This is a genomic window from Acidovorax sp. 107, from assembly GCF_003058055.1.
Classification (GTDB): domain Bacteria; phylum Pseudomonadota; class Gammaproteobacteria; order Burkholderiales; family Burkholderiaceae_C; genus Acidovorax.
Window position 1 is genome coordinate 4,685,181 of the sequence record NZ_QBTZ01000001.1, and the last position, 15,538, is coordinate 4,700,718.

Consider the following 15,538-nt stretch of genomic DNA (forward strand, 5'->3'; position numbering starts at 1 on the left):
GCACTTGCGGGGCAGGCCGGGTGTGAATCTGTCGGCGCACCCCGCAGGATGCGCCGGGCTGCATTATGCGACTAGGCGTCCAGGGCCTTGCGGATGCCGCGCAGGAAGTCGATGGTCAGGGGCACCACCTTGGCGTGCTCCTGGTCTTCAATCAACTGGATGATGCGGCTGCCGATGACCACGGCGTCGGCCACCTTGCCGATGGCCTGGGCGGTGGCTGCGTCGCGGATGCCGAAGCCCACACCCACGGGAATGGTCACATGCTGTCGGATGCGGGGCAGCATCTGCTCCACGGCCGCCGTGTCCAGCGCGCCTGAGCCGGTCACGCCCTTGAGCGACACGTAGTACACATAGCCGCTGGCCACACGCGCTACCTGGGCCATGCGCTCGTCCGTGCTGGTGGGAGCCAGCAGGAAGATCAGGTCCATGTCATGCGCGCGCAGGCTAGCAGCAAAGGCTTCGCATTCTTCGGGCGGATAGTCCACGATGAGCACGCCGTCCACGCCCGCTGCCGCGGAGTCGCGCACAAACGCGGCGTCACCGTGCTTCTGGTCGTAGCGTTCCACGGGGTTGGCATAGCCCATCAGCACCACGGGCGTGGTGTTGTTGCGCTTGCGGAACTCGCGCACATGGTCCAGCACTTGAACCATGCCAATGCCCAGGCTGAGGGCCTTTTCGCCCGCTTTCTGGATCACCGGGCCATCGGCCATGGGGTCGGAAAATGGCACGCCCAGCTCAATCACGTCGGCACCGGCCTCGACCATGCCATGCATGAGCGCGGGGGTGATGTCAGCGAACGGGAAACCGGCGGTCACATAAGGAATCAGCGCCTTACGGCCCTGCGCCTGCAGGGCAGAGAAGGTGGATGCGATACGGCTCATTTATTTCACCACCTTGATGGGTTGCTCGCCGCCCTTGACAGACTGCCCCTGGCAGCTGGGTCGGCAGTAAAAGTCGGCGCCGCTCAGATCGGCCACGGTGCCGATGTCCTTGTCGCCCCGGCCCGAGAGGTTGACCAGGATCGACTGGTCTGGGCGCATGGTTTTGGCCAGCTTCATGGCGTAGGCCATGGCATGGCTGGATTCGAGTGCGGGGATGATGCCCTCGGTGCGACACAGGTAGTGGAAGGCTTCCAGCGCCTCCTGGTCGGTGATGCCGACGTATTCGGCGCGGCCAATCTCCTGCAACCAGGCGTGCTCCGGGCCCACCCCGGGATAGTCCAGGCCCGCGCTGATGCTGTGGGTTTCGGTGATCTGGCCGTTGTCATCCTGCAGGATGAAGGTGCGGTTGCCATGCAGCACGCCCGCGCTGCCTTTCTGCAGCGATGCCGAGTGCTTGCCCGACTCCAGGCCTTCGCCTGCGGCTTCGACGCCGATGAGGCGCGTTTTCTCGAACGGGATGTAGGGGTGGAAGATGCCCATGGCGTTGCTGCCACCGCCCACGCAGGCAATCACGGCGTCAGGCTGATTGCCCAGCACCTTTTGCTCGGCCAGCATGGCAGGCATCTGCTCGATGCATTCCTTACCGATCACGCTCTGGAAGTCGCGCACCATCATGGGGTAGGGGTGCGGGCCCGCCACCGTGCCGATGATGTAGAAGGTGTTGTCCACATTCGCCACCCAGTCGCGCATGGCGTCGTTCAGGGCGTCCTTCAGGGTCCTGCTGCCCGATTCCACGGGCACCACGGTAGCACCCAGCAGCTTCATGCGGTACACGTTGGGGCTTTGACGCTTGACATCCTCGGCGCCCATGTAGACCACGCATTCCAGGCCGTAGCGCGCGCAGATGGTGGCGGTGGCCACGCCGTGCTGGCCGGCGCCGGTCTCGGCAATCACACGGGGCTTGCCCATGCGCTTGGCCAGCATGGCCTGGCCGATCACGTTATTGATCTTGTGCGCGCCCGTGTGGTTCAGGTCTTCGCGCTTGAGGTAGATCTGCGCGCCGCCCATTTCGCGGCTGGTGCGCGCTGCGTGGTAGACGGGGGAGGGGCGGCCGACGAAGTGCTTGAGTTCGTAATGGAATTCGGCCAAAAACTCAGGGTCATTCTGGTAGCGCGCGTAAGCCTCGCGCAGTTCCTGGATGGCGTGGGTCAGGGTTTCGCTGACGAAGCTGCCGCCATACGGGCCGAAATGCCCGGAGGCATCAGGTTGCTGATAGGAATTCATGGGGGTTCTTTGCAAGTTGGGCATCGGCCGCACGCACGGCGGCAACGAAACGTTGAATCTTCACGGCGTCCTTGATGCCCTTGATGGGCTTGCCATCAGGGCCATCGGCTTCGACGCCGGAGCTGACATCAACCGCCAGCGAGTAGCCTCGCGGGCGGACTTGCAAAATGCCATCGGTCACGTTTGCAGGCGTGAGTCCACCAGACAAAACGAGGTGAGAGCTGACGCTTGGTGGAAGGAGTGACCAATGGAATGCCTTGCCGCCGCCGCCAAAACCTTCGACATGGGCGTCGAGCAGGATGGCCTGGGCGTGAGAGTAATCGTGCGCATATTTTACGAGGTCAAACTGTGCCGCTCCGTCACCGAGGGGAATTCGGGCGGCGCGCAGGTAGGGGCGCGCGCCTTGGCTGGTGGCGGCGAGGCAGTCCTGGGGTGTCTCATCACCATGAAATTGCACGGTGGCGCCGGCAATCATTGTGCTGGCTGCTATCACATTAGGAGTGGACTCGTTCACGAACAGCAGTACGGGCGTGACAAACGGCGGCAGGCGACGGGCCAACTGTGCGGCCCGCTGGGGGGTGACCGCGCGTGGGCTGGGGGCGTAGAGCACAAAGCCGACCGCGTCGGCGCCTGCAGCCACGGCTGCATCCACGTCTTCCTCGCGGGTCAGCCCGCAGATCTTGATGCGGGTGCGAACGTTGGCGGACGCCTGCAAAGGGGCGTGGAGGCGTTGGCTGGCAGCGGTGGTGGTGGCGGTCGGAGCAATGGCCTGGTTCATGGAAGCCAATCATACGCAGCCGTGCGCTGGGGCAGCCCCCAGACGGCGTCGTAGACGGGCCCTTGAAAGTACAGCCCGTCCGGTGAGAACGTCGGTGCCGCCACCTTGCGCGACCGGGCGGCGAGCACCTGGGCCATCCACTCAGGAGGCTGCGTGCCCTGACCGATGGCGATCAGGCAGCCCATGATGTTGCGGATCATGTGGTGCAAGAAGGCGTTGGCTTCGAATTCGAACCGCCAGTAACAGGGGCTCCAGCCCAGCTCCGGGTGCGGGGCGGTCGCGCCCCGCCGCACGATATCGATGCGGTGCAAGGTCTTGACGGGGGTCTTGGCCTGGCAGGCAGACGCGCGAAACGAGGTGAAGTCGTGCTCGCCCAGCAGGCAATCGGCCGCTTGCCGCATGGCATCGTGGTCCAGCGGGTGAAACACCCAGCCCACCCGCCCGGCATCTACGCTGGGCCGGACCGGGGACTGCAACAGCACATAGGCGTAGCGCCGCGCCACGGCACTGGCGCGCGCGTGAAAGTGGTCGGGTACGGCCTGCGCCCACTGGACCGCAATGTCGGGTGGCAAGAAGGTATTGGTGCCTCGGACCCAGGACGCGGGGGGGCGATTGAGGGGGGTGTCAAAGTGGACCACCTGCATCAGTCCGTGTACCCCGGCATCGGTACGGCCTGCGCACAGCGTGCTGACAGGATGCGTAGCAAAGCGGCCCAGGGCCGCTTCGAGTTTGTCCTGTACGGTGTTGCCAGACAGCTGACTTTGCCAGCCACTGTACGCCTGGCCGTTGTAGCTGACACCCAGCGCCACCCGGGTCATGGGGTGGCCTGGAGAAGTGCTGGGGGCTGGATCAGCGCCAGAACTGGGCGGCATCAGCCCAGTTCGGCCAGCATGCGCTGGGCGCGGGTCTTGAGGGCTCCGCTGGACTCCGCCACAACCTCTTCAATCAGCGTGCGGGCTCCATCGGTATCGCCAATGGCGTTGAACTCTTCGGCCAGCGCAAGCTTGGTGGCCAGTGGGTCGTCCTGCGCTGCTGCCGAGCCATCGTCGGTGAATTCTGGTGCAGGGGCCGGGGCTTTGGCGGCAGGCGCCGCCATGGGCTTGGAGGGAGCGTTCAGGTCCAGCGACAGGTCGCCCAGATCAAACTCCATCGGGCCGGAATCCTGGGGCTCGCCGCTCAGCGGCATGGGGCCCGAGGGCGCCATGGTCAGGTCGTCGCTGCTGGGGAAGTCCAGGTTGGCAACCGGCGGCGGTGCCATCGCAGGGCTGGGAGCGATGTCCTGGCTGCTCCAGGCGGCTGTGGGCTCGTCGGGAAGGCTGGGCAGGTCGAATTCGGGGTGCAGCGTCTGGGGCTCGTTGGCCTCGCTGTGGCTGTTGGCTGCGGCGGCGGCCGCTGCAGCGGCAAAGCCACCGGCTGGTGCGGGGGGAGCGTCCGTCAGCGCGTCATCGGGAAGGTCCAGATCCAAGTCCAGATCCAGGTCTGGCGGCAGGGCGGCTGCAGGGGCTCCTGCGCCGGAGAAGGTGCTGGGGAATCCGCCCGGTGGCACGGAGGGGGATTCGTCCTCGCCCATGCCAGGGCGGCCGCCGGGTTGGTACAGACGGTTTTCTGGCTCCAGATCGCGCCCGAGTTCGGCAATGCGGTTCCAGTCAGGCCCTTCGCCCTGGGTCAGCTTGAACACTTCACCCGCAACGGCCTCCAGGGCTTTGCGGTCTTGGCGCTTGGCGTAAATTTCACCCAGCTTGACGTGTACGGAGACGCGGCCGGGATTGTGGCGTACGGCTTCTTTCAGGATTTCTTCGGCCTGGAGGTCGCGGCCATAGGCCAGATAGACGTCTGCTTCAGCCACAGGGTCTACGTCGCCGCCCGCGTCCAGCTGGCTGGGCGAATAGGCCATGGACGAACCGGTGGTCATGTCGCTGTTGGCGGTATCCACGCGCTGGCCGCCGCTGGCACCAAAGAAGGAGTCGGGCTGAATGCGGCTTTCGAGGAAGGAACTGTCCACCCCGCCGTTCTGGCGACGGCGCTGCACCAGGCGGTATGCGCCAAAACCGAGCAGACCAGCTACCAGAATGCCGCCACCGATGGGCAGCAGCGGGTCGTCCATGAGGGTGGACAGGAAGCCTGGCTCTTCCACGGGAGCGGGAGCAGATTTGGGAGCCGGTGCTGGCTTGGGGGCCGGTGCTGGTGCAGATGCCTCTGCGGCGGGCGCCGAGGCCGCCGCTTCCGCTGCCACTGCGGTATCTGCCGGGGTGCTGGCCGCCGCTGTGGGGGCAGATGCCGGGGTTTCGGGAGCCGGTGGTGCGGTCGGCGTTGCGGGAACGGCTGGGGCCTGCACGGCCACCCCTGCAGGAGTGCTGGCCGCACCGGCTGCGGCTGGCGCAGGGCTGCTGCCGGCGGCTGCAGATGCCGCGCTCAGCTTGTTCAGATCGGTGATGTTCTTGGACAACTCCGCCATCCGGGTGGCGGATTCATTGGCCTGTTTGTCCTTGGCGACTTGTTCTTCAGCCGCCTTTTGGCCCTTGACCGAGCCCTTGGACAGGGTGAGTTTGTCGGGTGCCGCCGTCGCGGGCTTTTTGTCTTCGACGCGTGTCTGGACGGTGCCGGAGGCGGATCGCTGGGCCGCAGCCACCTCGGTCGAAGGGGCTGCACCGGCAAGCTTGCGGCGGAAGTCGTTGAAGTCGCGGGCCTGCGCAGTCAGAATCTGACGCGCCTCCGGGGCCGTCGTGGACTGGGCCGTGGCCTGATCGGGCATCTGCAGCACAGCACCCGCCTTCAGGCGGTTGACGTTGCCCTGGATGAAGGCGTCCGGGTTAGTGCGCATCATCGCCACCAGCATCTGGTCGAGCGAGACGCCTGCAGGTTTGTATGCGTTCGCAATCCGGCCTGCGGTATCACCCGCTTGCACTGCAACGCCATCTGCCGGTGCCGGGCGTGGTGCTGCTGCAGCGCGGGGCGTGGCTGGTGCGGCCGCTGGCTCGGTAGCGCGGGTCGCTGCTGCGGAGCGCGCTGCAGGTACCTGGGGCGCGGTGGGGGCCGAAATCTGGGGGGCAGCTGTGACGGCAGGCGCGGCACGGCGCATGCTTGGAGGGTCAAACAGCATGGTGTAACTGCGAACGATACGGCCGGAGCCCCAGTTGGCGTCCAGTACCAGATCCAGGAAGGGCTCGTTCACAGGCCGGTCGCTCGACAGGCGCAACACGGCGGTGCCGTCGGCACGGCGCTGCAGCTGGATCTGCAGGTTGTTCATGGTCTGTGTGTATTCCATGCCCTGGGCACGGAAGACCTCAGGCGTTGCCATCGTGGCACGCAGCGAGTCGGCTTCGGCGGGAGTGATCTGTGGCAGGTCGATTTCAGCGCGCAGGGGCTCGCCCAGGGCAGACTGCACGGTGATGCGGCCCAATGCCAGCGCAGACGCGTCGCTGGTGTAGAAGCCAGCGCAAGCCACGGCAGCCGCCGCCAGGACAGAAAATTTCCAACGATGCATGTTTGCCAACAACTGATTAGGATTTTTTGCGGCTCGGACGAGCGGTGCTTTTGTTCTCATGGTCTGGTCCCGCCCCGGCGCGTGAAAATATGTAAAAAGCACCATAGCATCAATGTTTTGCACTGACAAGCTGAGGTGGCTCCGAAGCTTTGAGAGGGGTCCCGGCGCCCCAAATTGGGGCGTGAGGATGTTGCCAATTGCCAACGTCACGTAACCGAGTGTGTCTGTCGCTTCAGACGTAAAAAAGCGCGCGCAACGGAGTTGCGCGCGCTTTTTGAGGCGGGGTGATCAGGCGTCGAGCAGGATGCGCAGCATGCGGCGCAGGGGCTCTGCAGCACCCCACAGCAACTGGTCACCAATGGTGAAGGCGCCCACATACTCGGGGCCCATGGCCAGTTTGCGGATGCGGCCCACAGGGATGGTCATGGTGCCGGTGACGGCCACAGGGGTCAGGTCCTTGATGGTGGCTTCGCGGGTGTTAGGTACCACCTTCACCCACTCATTGTCCGCAGCGATCATGGCTTCCAGGTCGGCCACAGGCACGTCTTTCTTGAGCTTGAAGGTCAGGGCCTGGCTGTGGCAGCGCATGGCGCCCACGCGCACGCAGAAGCCGTCCACGGGAATGGCCGCAGAGCCGAAGCCCTCGCCCAGTCCGAGGATCTTGTTGGTCTCGGCCATGCCCTTCCATTCTTCCTTGGACATGCCGTTGCCCAGGTCCTTGTCGATCCAGGGGATCAGGCTACCGCCCAGGGGCACACCAAAGTTGGCGGTTTCTGCGCCGGTCAGTGCGCGCTGCTTGGCGATGACCTTGCGGTCGATTTCCAGGATGGCGCTCTTGGGGTCGTCGAGCAACGCCTTCACTTCGGCGTTCAGCGTGCCGTACTGCGTGAGCAGCTCGCGCATGTGTTGGGCGCCGCCGCCCGAGGCCGCCTGGTAGGTCTGGGTGCTCATCCACTCGACCAGGCCGGCCTTGTAGAGTGCGCCCACGCCCATCAGCATGCAGCTCACGGTGCAGTTGCCGCCCACCCAGTTCTTACCGCCGTTGGCCAGCGCGTCCTTGATGACGGGCATGTTCACGGGGTCCAGGATGATGACCGCGTTCTTTTCCATGCGCAGGGTGGAGGCGGCGTCGATCCAGTGGCCGTTCCAGCCCGCAGCGCGCAGCTTGGGGAAGACTTCGGTGGTGTAGTCGCCGCCTTGTGCGGTGATGATGATGTCGCAGCGCTTCAGGGCGTCGATGTTGAAGGCGTCTTGCAGGGTGGTTTCGTTCTTGGCCTGTGCGGGGGCCTTGCCGCCCGCGTTGGACGTGGAGAAGAACAATGGCTCGATCAGGTCGAAGTCTTTTTCCTCGACCATGCGGTCCATCAACACCGAGCCGACCATGCCGCGCCAGCCGACCAAACCTACCAACTTGCTCATTTCAACGCCCCTTTCAGATTAAGAAACAGTGCCAGACCAGACTGTTTGCCCCGGCTCGTCTGGCCGGGAGAGGGCGCACGACGGTACCGGAGCTGGATCAGCCCTTAATAATGGTCGTGGTTTTGGTGGTGATTGCGCGCACAGCCACGCCTGCCAGGGCGGCAGTAGCGGTGTTCAGGGTGAACGGGCGGGCGGCAAACATCATCGCGATTGTAATGGATAGAGTCTTGCACGGGGCTTGCAGCGTTGCTTGGGCACCCAGCGCAGCCCGGGTTTGATGTGCCGGCCAGCCAGACGGGTGTGTGAATCGGTACCCCGCAATAAGAAAGGCGACCACAGAGGGCCGCCTTCTCGGTCACGCAACGCGCCGCCGCTGGGGGCAGGAAGGCGCGGGAGTCTGGGGCCGGTCAGCCTCTGAGCGCGCGCACCACCGCGTCGCCCATTTGCTGCGTGCCGACCTTGGTCGTGCCTTCGCTGTAGATGTCGGGCGTACGCAGGCCCTGGGCCAGCACCTTTTGCACCGCGGCTTCGATGCGCTGGGCGGCTTCCTCCTGGTTCAGACTGAAGCGCAGCATCATCGCGGCGGACAGGATGGTGGCCAGCGGGTTGGCCACGCCCTTACCAGCGATGTCGGGCGCGCTACCGTGGCTGGGTTCGTACAGACCCTGGTTGCTGCTGTTCAGGCTGGCTGAGGGCAGCATGCCGATGGACCCGGTGAGCATGGAGGCTTCGTCCGACAGGATGTCGCCAAACATGTTGCCCGTCACGACCACGTCAAACGCCTTGGGAGCCTTGACCAGTTGCATGGCGGCGTTGTCCACATACATGTGCTGCAGTTCCACGTCGGGGTACTGCTGGCCCACTTCGGTCATCACGTCCTTCCAGAACTGGAAGGTTTCGAGCACGTTGGCCTTGTCGACGCTGGTGACCTTCTTGCTCCGCTTGCGGGCGGCCTGGAAGGCGACGTGGGCGATACGCTCGATCTCGGGGCGGCTGTAGCGCATGGTGTCGAAGGCTTCCTCGGCACCGGGGAAGTGGCCGTCGGTGGCCACGCGGCGGCCACGGGGCTGGCCGAAATAGATGTCGCCGGTCAGCTCGCGGATGATGAGGATGTCCAGGCCCGCGATCAGTTCAGGCTTGAGGCTGGAGGCGCCCACCAGCTGCTCGTAGCAGATGGCGGGGCGGAAGTTGGCGAACAGGCCCAGGTTTTTGCGCAGGCCCAGGATGGCCTGCTCGGGGCGCAGGGGGCGGTCGAGCTTGTCGTACTTCCAGTCGCCCACAGCGCCGAACAGGATGGCGTCGGCCTCCTTGGCGAGCTTGAGGGTGGACTCGGGCAGCGGGTGGCCGTGGGCGTCGTACGCCACGCCACCCACGAGGGCGGATTCCATCTCGAAGGGAAGCTCCAGCGCTTCGAGCACCTTCACGGCTTCAGAGACGATTTCTGTGCCAATGCCGTCACCCGGCAGAACTGCGATTTTCATGAATGTTGCTTTGTTTTTGATAGCTGCTAGCGCAGATGGATGAAGCGCTAGCAGCCAATTTGGCTGAAATTTAGTGGATCACGACACCATGGTGTGTGCCAGCCAGGGCTTGGTAGCCAGGCGTTGGGCTTCAAAGGCCTTGATCTTGTCGGATTGGCGCAGGGTCAGACCGATGTCGTCAAAACCGTTGAGCAGGCAGTACTTGCGGAAAGCCTGCACGTCGAACGGAATCTCTTCGCCTTGGGGGCGAACAATCACCTGGCGCTCCAGGTCGATGGTGAGCTGGTAGCCGGGGAAGGCCGCCACTTCGTCGAACAGCTGGGCCACGGTGGCCTCGGGCAGCACGATGGGCAGCAGGCCGTTCTTGAAGCAGTTGTTGAAGAAGATGTCGGCAAAGCTGGGGGCAATCACGGCGCGAAATCCGTACTGGTCCAGCGCCCAGGGCGCGTGTTCGCGGCTGGAGCCGCAGCCGAAGTTCTTGCGCGCCAGCAGGACGGAGGCGCCCGCATAGCGCGGCTGGTTCAGCACGAAGTCGGGGTTGGGCTTGCGGCTGGCGGGGTCCTGGCCGGGCTCGCCGTGGTCCAGGTAGCGCCATTCGTCAAACAGGTTCACGCCAAAGCCGGTCTTCTTGATCGACTTGAGGAACTGCTTGGGGATGATCGCGTCGGTGTCTACGTTCTCGCGGTCCATGGGGGCCACAAGGCCCTTGATCAAGGTGAATTTTTGCATGGCGGTACGGGTTACTTGGCAGCGCGCTCGATGGCGCTGCCGGCTTTGCCAATGTCCTGGCCCACACCCTTGACGGTGTTGCAGCCAGCCAGCACAAAGGCCAGCGACAGGGCGATGAGGGTGGCGGTCTTTTTCATGACAAGGCTCCTTCAGGCAAATTGACGAATATCCACAAAGTGGCCATGCACGGCCGCGGCGGCTGCCATGGCGGGGCTCACCAGGTGGGTGCGGCCACCGGCGCCCTGGCGGCCTTCAAAGTTGCGGTTGCTGGTGGATGCGCAACGCTCGCCGGGCTCCAGGCGGTCGGCGTTCATGGCCAGACACATGCTGCAGCCGGGCTCGCGCCACTCGAAGCCTGCGGCCACGAAGATCTTGTCCAGGCCTTCGCGCTCGGCCTGTTCCTTGACCAGGCCCGAACCGGGCACCACCATCGCCAGCTTGACGTTGCTGGCCACCTTGCGGCCCAGGTTCTTCACCACGGCAGCGGCTTCGCGCATGTCTTCGATGCGGCTGTTGGTGCAACTGCCGATGAACACCTTGTCGATGGTGATGTCGTTGATCGGCTTGCCGGGTTGCAGGCCCATGTAGGTCAAGGCGCGCTCGATGGCGCCACGCTTGTTGGCGTCCTTTTCCTTGTCGGGGTCGGGCACGCGGGCATCCACGCCCAGCACCATCTCGGGCGAGGTGCCCCAGGTGACCTGCGGCACGATCTCTGCAGCGTCGAGCTTGACGACGGTGTCGAACTTGGCATCGGCGTCAGAGTGCAGCGTCTTCCAGTAGGCCACGGCCTGGTCCCATTCCACGCCCGTGGGCGACAGGGGGCGGCCCTTGACGTATTCGATGGTCTTGTCGTCCACCGCCACCAGACCGGCGCGTGCGCCGCCTTCGATGGCCATGTTGCACACGGTCATGCGGCCTTCCATGCTCATCGCGCGGAATACGGAGCCGGCGAATTCAATGGTGTAGCCCGTGCCACCCGCCGTGCCGATCTTGCCGATGATGGCCAGTACCACGTCCTTGGGCGTCACGCCCTTGGCCAGCGTGCCGTCCACCTGCACCAGCATGTTCTTGGCCTTCTTGGCCAGCAGGGTTTGCGTGGCCATCACGTGCTCGACCTCGGAGGTGCCGATGCCGTGGGCCAGTGCTCCGAACGCGCCGTGCGTGCTGGTGTGGCTGTCGCCGCAGACCACGGTCATGCCGGGCAGGGTGGCGCCGTTTTCAGGGCCGATCACGTGCACGATGCCCTGGCGCTTGTGCATGAAGGGGAAGAACGCCGCCGGTGTGATCTGTGCGATGTTGTCGTTCAGCGTGGTGATCTGTTCCTTGCTGATCGGGTCAGTGATGCCGTCGTAGCCGTTTTCCCAGCCCGTGGTGGGCGTGTTGTGGTCGGCGGTGGCCACGATGGAGCTCATGCGCCACACCTTGCGACCGGCTTCGCGCAGGCCTTCAAACGCCTGGGGGCTGGTGACCTCGTGCACCAGGTGGCGGTCGATGTAGAGGATGGAGGTGCCGTCCTCTTCGGTGTGGACGACATGCTCGTCCCAGATCTTGTCGTACAGGGTGCGTCCCATGGCGTGGCTTTCTTTCTGCTTTCAGGTGGGTGATTGGATTTTAGTGTCGGGGGCTGGGTGCGTCGGGGCGGGTTCTGCCCGGGGTGAGAGGTGTTCCACCAGCAAGCGCGCCGTGACAGGCAAGGCATCAAAGTCGCGGGCCACCACCCGCAGCTCGCGGTGGGCCCAGGCATCGGTCAACGGGATGGCCTGCAGATTGCCCACGCCGCGCATCAGCGCAAACGCCCGGTCGGGCAGCAGGCCCACGCCCAAGCCGTTGTCGATCATGCGGCACATGGCGTCCAGCCCGGTGACCTGGATGCGCTGGCGCAGCGGGCGCCCGGCGGCAGCGGCGGCTGCGCGCATGGCCAGGCTGATGCTGCTATTGGCGTGCAGGCCTACGATGTCCCAATCCAGGATTTCTTCAAAATTGATAGCATTCAGCGCAGATAAATCGTGCGCCCGGGGCACAACCAGCACCAAATTGTCGGCACGGTAGGGGCGGCTTTGCAGTGCAATGACGCCCCCGCTGTTCGCCATGCCGATATTGCAGATGCCCAGGTCGGCGGCGCCTTCTTGCACGGCGTGCAGCACGTCGCTGGAGAGGTGCTCCTGCAGGTCGATCTTGATCTGGCTGTGCTCGCGCGCAAAGGCGCCCAGGTCTTCTGGCAGAAACTGGAAGATGGCGGAGATGTTGGCGTGCATGCGCACATGGCCGCGCACGCCGTCGGCGTATTCGCTCAGTTCGCCTTGCATGCGCTCCAGGCCGAACAGTACGGTGCGCGCATGGTGCAGCAGGCTCTCGCCAGCGGGCGTGAGGGTCACGCCCCGGCTGTGGCGGTAGAGCAGCGCGGTGTCCACGGCCGTTTCCAGGTCCGACAGGCGCTTGCTGACGGCCGATGCCGCAATGAACTCGCGCTCGGCCGCGCGACCAATGCTGCCGAGCTCGCACACCGCCACAAACAGTTGCAGCGAGGTGAGGTCGATACGGCGCGCAAAACTGCGCTCGGAGCTTTTCATGGTGGGGGCGGAGTCTTCTTGCTTTGAGAAGACTGGTTATTTTCCACCTATTATTTTGCCCTTGTCATCGCTGAATGCGATGGCATTCATCGTGCAAGGGCGATGAAACCTCAAAAAGTGAGCTGCTCACGCTCCGTTGAAATGCATTTCAGGTGTTTTTGTCCAGAAACCCAATGGATGCGTGCGCTGGCAGCTCATCTTTTTGATGCATTGCGGTGGGGGTGCACCTTATGCGGGCAATGTGCTGTCATGTTCCGGCACGGCGGCCCGCCAGCGCAGTTCGTGCTCAATGCGCTGGCGCAGCATGTCGGCGGCGCCCATTTCGCCGTGCACCACATACACCTGGTCGGGCGCGTGGCCCATGCTGCGCAGCCAGGCAATGAGCTGGTTGCCGTCGGCATGGGCCGACGCGGAAGACAGTTTGACCACCTCGGCGCGAACGGCCACGTCCTGGCCGTGGATGCGGATGGTCTTTTCGCCCTCTGCCAGGCGCGCGCCACGGGTGCCCGGCGCCTGGTGGCCCGTCAGGATGATCATGTTGCGGTGGTCGCCCGCGTGCAGCGCCAGGTGGTGCAGCACACGGCCCCCGGTGGCCATGCCACTGGCCGACAGGATGACCATGGGACCATGCAGCCGGGCCAGGCCCTTGGATTGCTCGGGCGTCTGGACCATGGTGGCACCATGCTCCAGCGCCTGCACCTCGCGGCCGCTCAGGCGGTGCTCTTGCATGTGGTGCTGGAACAGCCCGGTCGTGCTGACAGCCATGGGGCTGTCCAGGAAGACCTTGAGCGATGCGGGCACCACGCCCTGCGCTTTCAGCAAGCCAATCGCATGCAGCACCACCTGCGCTCGGCCCACGGCGAACACCGGCACCACGGCAATACCGCCGCGCGCTGCCAGGCGCTGCAGCGCGGGGCCCAGCTCTTCGAGCAGGCCCTCGGGCGGGTGCTCGCGGTCGCCGTAGGTGGACTCAATGAGCACCGTGTCGGCCTGGGGGGGCGCGTCGGGCGGGTTCATGAGCAGGTCATCGGGCCGGCCCAGGTCCCCCGAGAACAGGATGCGCTTGCCGCCTACCTCCAGCAGCACGCTGGCCGCACCCAGGATGTGGCCAGCCGGCGAAAACGTCACGCGCCAGCCGGGCAAAGGCTCGAAGGCTTTGTGAAAGGGATGGATCTGGAACTGCTTGAGGCAGTGCAGCGCATCCAGCCGGGTATAGAGGGGCAGGGCGGGGCTGTGGCTGCTGAGCTGGTGGCGGTTGAGGAAGGCCGCGTCTTCTTCTTGCAGATGCCCGCTGTCAGGCAGCAGGATGGTGCACAGGTCGCGCGTACCGGGCGTGCAGTGGATGGCATGGGTGTAGCCATCGCGTGCCAGCAGTGGCAGGTAGCCGCTGTGGTCCAGATGGGCATGGGTCAGCACCACGGCGTCGATCTGGTGCGGCGTGACGGGCTGGGGCTGCCAGTTGCGCAGCCGCAGCTGCTTGTAGCCCTGGAACAGGCCGCAATCGACCAGCAGGCTTTTGCCGTTGTAGCGCACCAGGTATTTGGAGCCGGTGACGGTGCCGGAGCCTCCCAGGAAAGTGATGTTGACGTTCATAGGTCCAAACTCCCGGGTGATCATCGATAGAACCCATCCTACTTTGCCGATCGCGCTGGTGGACGTTGCCAGGGAGTTTCTTGCCCTGCATCAAGAAAAAAACCGCCTGGGGCCAAAGGCCCCAGGCGGTTTTCGGTGGGAGACCGGGGTGCGGTCAACTGAAGAAGTTCTTCAACCGGTCCGTCCAGCTCTCGCCGCTGGGCGAATGGCGTGCTCCGCCTTTCTTGAGGGAGTCCTCCAGCTCGCGCAGCAGCTTGCGCTGGTGCTCGGTGAGCTTGACGGGCGTTTCGACCGCAATGTGGCAGTACAGGTCGCCGGGGTAGCTGGCGCGCACACCCTTGATGCCCTTGCCGCGCAGGCGGAACTGCTTGCCGGCCTGCGTGCCCTCGGGGATATCGATCGCGGCCTTGCCCGCCAGCGTGGGCACCTCGATCTCGCCACCCAAAGCGGCCGTGATGAAGCTCACAGGCACCTGGCAGTGCAGGTCGTCGCCATCGCGCTCGAAGATGTCGTGCTTCTTCAGGCGGATCTCGATGTACAGGTCGCCCGGTGGGCCACCATTGGTGCCTGGCTCGCCGTTGCCGGTGGAGCGGATGCGCATGCCATCGTCGATGCCGGCGGGGATCTTCACTTCCAGCGTCTTTTGCTTCTTGAGCTTGCCCTGGCCGTGGCAGGTCGTGCAGGGCTCAGGAATGATCTTGCCCGTGCCGCGGCAGTGGGGGCAGGTCTGCTGCACGCTGAAGAAGCCCTGGCGCATCTGCACCGTGCCCGCACCCTGGCAGGTGCCGCAGGTCTTGGCGCTGGTGCCGGGCTTGGCGCCGCTGCCGTGGCAGGTGTCGCAGGTGTCCCACGAGGGGATGCGGATCTGCGCGTCCTTGCCACGTGCGGCTTCTTCCAGCGTGATCTCCATGGCGTAGCTGAGGTCAGAGCCCCGGTACACCTGACGGCCACCGGCTCCACGCCCGCGTCCGCCTTGCTGGCCGAACATGTCGCCAAAGATGTCGCCAAACGCCTCGGCAAAGCCGCCAAACCCTTCCGCACCCGCACCGCCGGGCCCGCGCATGTTGGGGTCCACCCCGGCATGGCCGTACTGGTCGTATGCAGCACGCTTTTGCGGGTCGGAGAGCATCTCGTAGGCCTCCTTGGCCTCCTTGAACTTCTCTTCAGCAGGCTTGGCCGCATCACCCTGGTTGCGGTCAGGGTGGTGCTTCATCGCCAGCTTGCGATAGGCCTTCTTGATTTCTTCGTCCGAGGCGTTTTTTGGAACGCCCAGGATTTCGTAAAAGTCTCGTTTGGACATAGTGATTCAGAACCCGGTT

The 15,538-nt window shown here is 64.7% G+C and carries 13 protein-coding genes; all 13 read right to left on the minus strand.

What is annotated here, in order from left to right:
• Window positions 1–71 precede the first annotated feature (71 nt).
• The 13 genes from trpA to dnaJ all read right to left on the minus strand — a co-directional run bounded on the left by trpA (window position 72) and on the right by dnaJ (window position 15,519).
• Complete coding sequence (trpA, locus tag C8C99_RS21830) at window positions 72–881, minus strand: tryptophan synthase subunit alpha (RefSeq protein WP_056646164.1); 810 nt, start codon at window positions 879–881, stop codon at window positions 72–74.
• Complete coding sequence (gene trpB / locus C8C99_RS21835; RefSeq protein ID WP_108626865.1) at window positions 882–2,165, minus strand: tryptophan synthase subunit beta; 1,284 nt, start codon at window positions 2,163–2,165, stop codon at window positions 882–884.
• Complete coding sequence (locus tag C8C99_RS21840; RefSeq protein WP_233247280.1) at window positions 2,143–2,943, minus strand: phosphoribosylanthranilate isomerase; 801 nt, start codon at window positions 2,941–2,943, stop codon at window positions 2,143–2,145. Before C8C99_RS21840 ends, trpB begins: the two co-directional genes overlap by 23 nt.
• Window positions 2,940–3,761: a tRNA pseudouridine(38-40) synthase TruA gene (truA, locus tag C8C99_RS21845; RefSeq protein ID WP_108626866.1), complete on the minus strand. Its 822-nt coding sequence runs from the start codon at window positions 3,759–3,761 to the stop codon at window positions 2,940–2,942. The genes C8C99_RS21840 and truA overlap by 4 nt, the downstream gene beginning before the upstream one ends.
• Before the next feature lie 53 nt (window positions 3,762–3,814).
• Entirely contained in the window at window positions 3,815–6,427 is a 2,613-nt protein-coding gene (locus tag C8C99_RS21850) for a FimV/HubP family polar landmark protein (protein WP_199226477.1), read from the minus strand.
• A gap of 288 nt (window positions 6,428–6,715) precedes the next feature.
• Window positions 6,716–7,846, minus strand: a complete 1,131-nt coding sequence (asd, locus tag C8C99_RS21855) for an aspartate-semialdehyde dehydrogenase (RefSeq protein ID WP_108626867.1) — start codon at window positions 7,844–7,846, stop codon at window positions 6,716–6,718.
• Between the two features lie 407 nt (window positions 7,847–8,253).
• Complete coding sequence (gene leuB / locus C8C99_RS21860; protein WP_108626868.1) at window positions 8,254–9,327, minus strand: 3-isopropylmalate dehydrogenase; 1,074 nt, start codon at window positions 9,325–9,327, stop codon at window positions 8,254–8,256.
• A gap of 78 nt (window positions 9,328–9,405) precedes the next feature.
• Window positions 9,406–10,056 carry a 3-isopropylmalate dehydratase small subunit gene (gene leuD / locus C8C99_RS21865; RefSeq protein WP_108626869.1) on the minus strand — a complete coding sequence of 217 codons (651 nt, stop codon included), beginning with the start codon at window positions 10,054–10,056 and terminating at the stop codon, window positions 9,406–9,408.
• An 11-nt stretch (window positions 10,057–10,067) separates the two neighbouring features.
• Entirely contained in the window at window positions 10,068–10,193 is a 126-nt protein-coding gene (locus C8C99_RS21870) for an entericidin A/B family lipoprotein (RefSeq protein ID WP_005795904.1), read from the minus strand.
• Between the two features lie 12 nt (window positions 10,194–10,205).
• Window positions 10,206–11,627 carry a 3-isopropylmalate dehydratase large subunit gene (gene leuC, locus C8C99_RS21875; protein WP_108626870.1) on the minus strand — a complete coding sequence of 474 codons (1,422 nt, stop codon included), beginning with the start codon at window positions 11,625–11,627 and terminating at the stop codon, window positions 10,206–10,208.
• Window positions 11,628–11,648: 21 nt separating this feature from the next.
• Window positions 11,649–12,626 (minus strand): LysR family transcriptional regulator, encoded by a 978-nt coding sequence (locus tag C8C99_RS21880; RefSeq protein WP_108626871.1) that lies wholly within the window; start codon window positions 12,624–12,626, stop codon window positions 11,649–11,651.
• Window positions 12,627–12,854: 228 nt separating this feature from the next.
• Entirely contained in the window at window positions 12,855–14,219 is a 1,365-nt protein-coding gene (locus tag C8C99_RS21885; protein ID WP_108626872.1) for an MBL fold metallo-hydrolase, read from the minus strand.
• Between the two features lie 154 nt (window positions 14,220–14,373).
• Window positions 14,374–15,519 (minus strand): molecular chaperone DnaJ, encoded by a 1,146-nt coding sequence (gene dnaJ / locus C8C99_RS21890; protein ID WP_108626873.1) that lies wholly within the window; start codon window positions 15,517–15,519, stop codon window positions 14,374–14,376.
• Window positions 15,520–15,538 lie beyond the last annotated feature (19 nt).

Bases quoted from the DNA above. Each gene is read 5' to 3' on its own strand.
- trpB (WP_108626865.1), bottom strand. From the start codon at position 2,165: ATGAATTCCTATCAGCAACCTGATGCCTCCGGGCATTTCGGCCCGTAT.
- C8C99_RS21880 (WP_108626871.1), bottom strand. From the start codon at position 12,626: ATGAAAAGCTCCGAGCGCAGTTTTGCGCGCCGTATCGACCTCACCTCG.
- C8C99_RS21840 (WP_233247280.1), bottom strand. From the start codon at position 2,943: ATGAACCAGGCCATTGCTCCGACCGCCACCACCACCGCTGCCAGCCAA.
- asd (WP_108626867.1), bottom strand. From the start codon at position 7,846: ATGAGCAAGTTGGTAGGTTTGGTCGGCTGGCGCGGCATGGTCGGCTCG.
- dnaJ (WP_108626873.1), bottom strand. From the start codon at position 15,519: ATGTCCAAACGAGACTTTTACGAAATCCTGGGCGTTCCAAAAAACGCC.
- leuB (WP_108626868.1), bottom strand. From the start codon at position 9,327: ATGAAAATCGCAGTTCTGCCGGGTGACGGCATTGGCACAGAAATCGTC.
- trpA (WP_056646164.1), bottom strand. From the start codon at position 881: ATGAGCCGTATCGCATCCACCTTCTCTGCCCTGCAGGCGCAGGGCCGT.
- C8C99_RS21870 (WP_005795904.1), bottom strand. From the start codon at position 10,193: ATGAAAAAGACCGCCACCCTCATCGCCCTGTCGCTGGCCTTTGTGCTG.
- leuD (WP_108626869.1), bottom strand. From the start codon at position 10,056: ATGCAAAAATTCACCTTGATCAAGGGCCTTGTGGCCCCCATGGACCGC.
- leuC (WP_108626870.1), bottom strand. From the start codon at position 11,627: ATGGGACGCACCCTGTACGACAAGATCTGGGACGAGCATGTCGTCCAC.
- C8C99_RS21850 (WP_199226477.1), bottom strand. From the start codon at position 6,427: ATGCATCGTTGGAAATTTTCTGTCCTGGCGGCGGCTGCCGTGGCTTGC.
- C8C99_RS21885 (WP_108626872.1), bottom strand. From the start codon at position 14,219: ATGAACGTCAACATCACTTTCCTGGGAGGCTCCGGCACCGTCACCGGC.
- truA (WP_108626866.1), bottom strand. From the start codon at position 3,761: ATGACCCGGGTGGCGCTGGGTGTCAGCTACAACGGCCAGGCGTACAGT.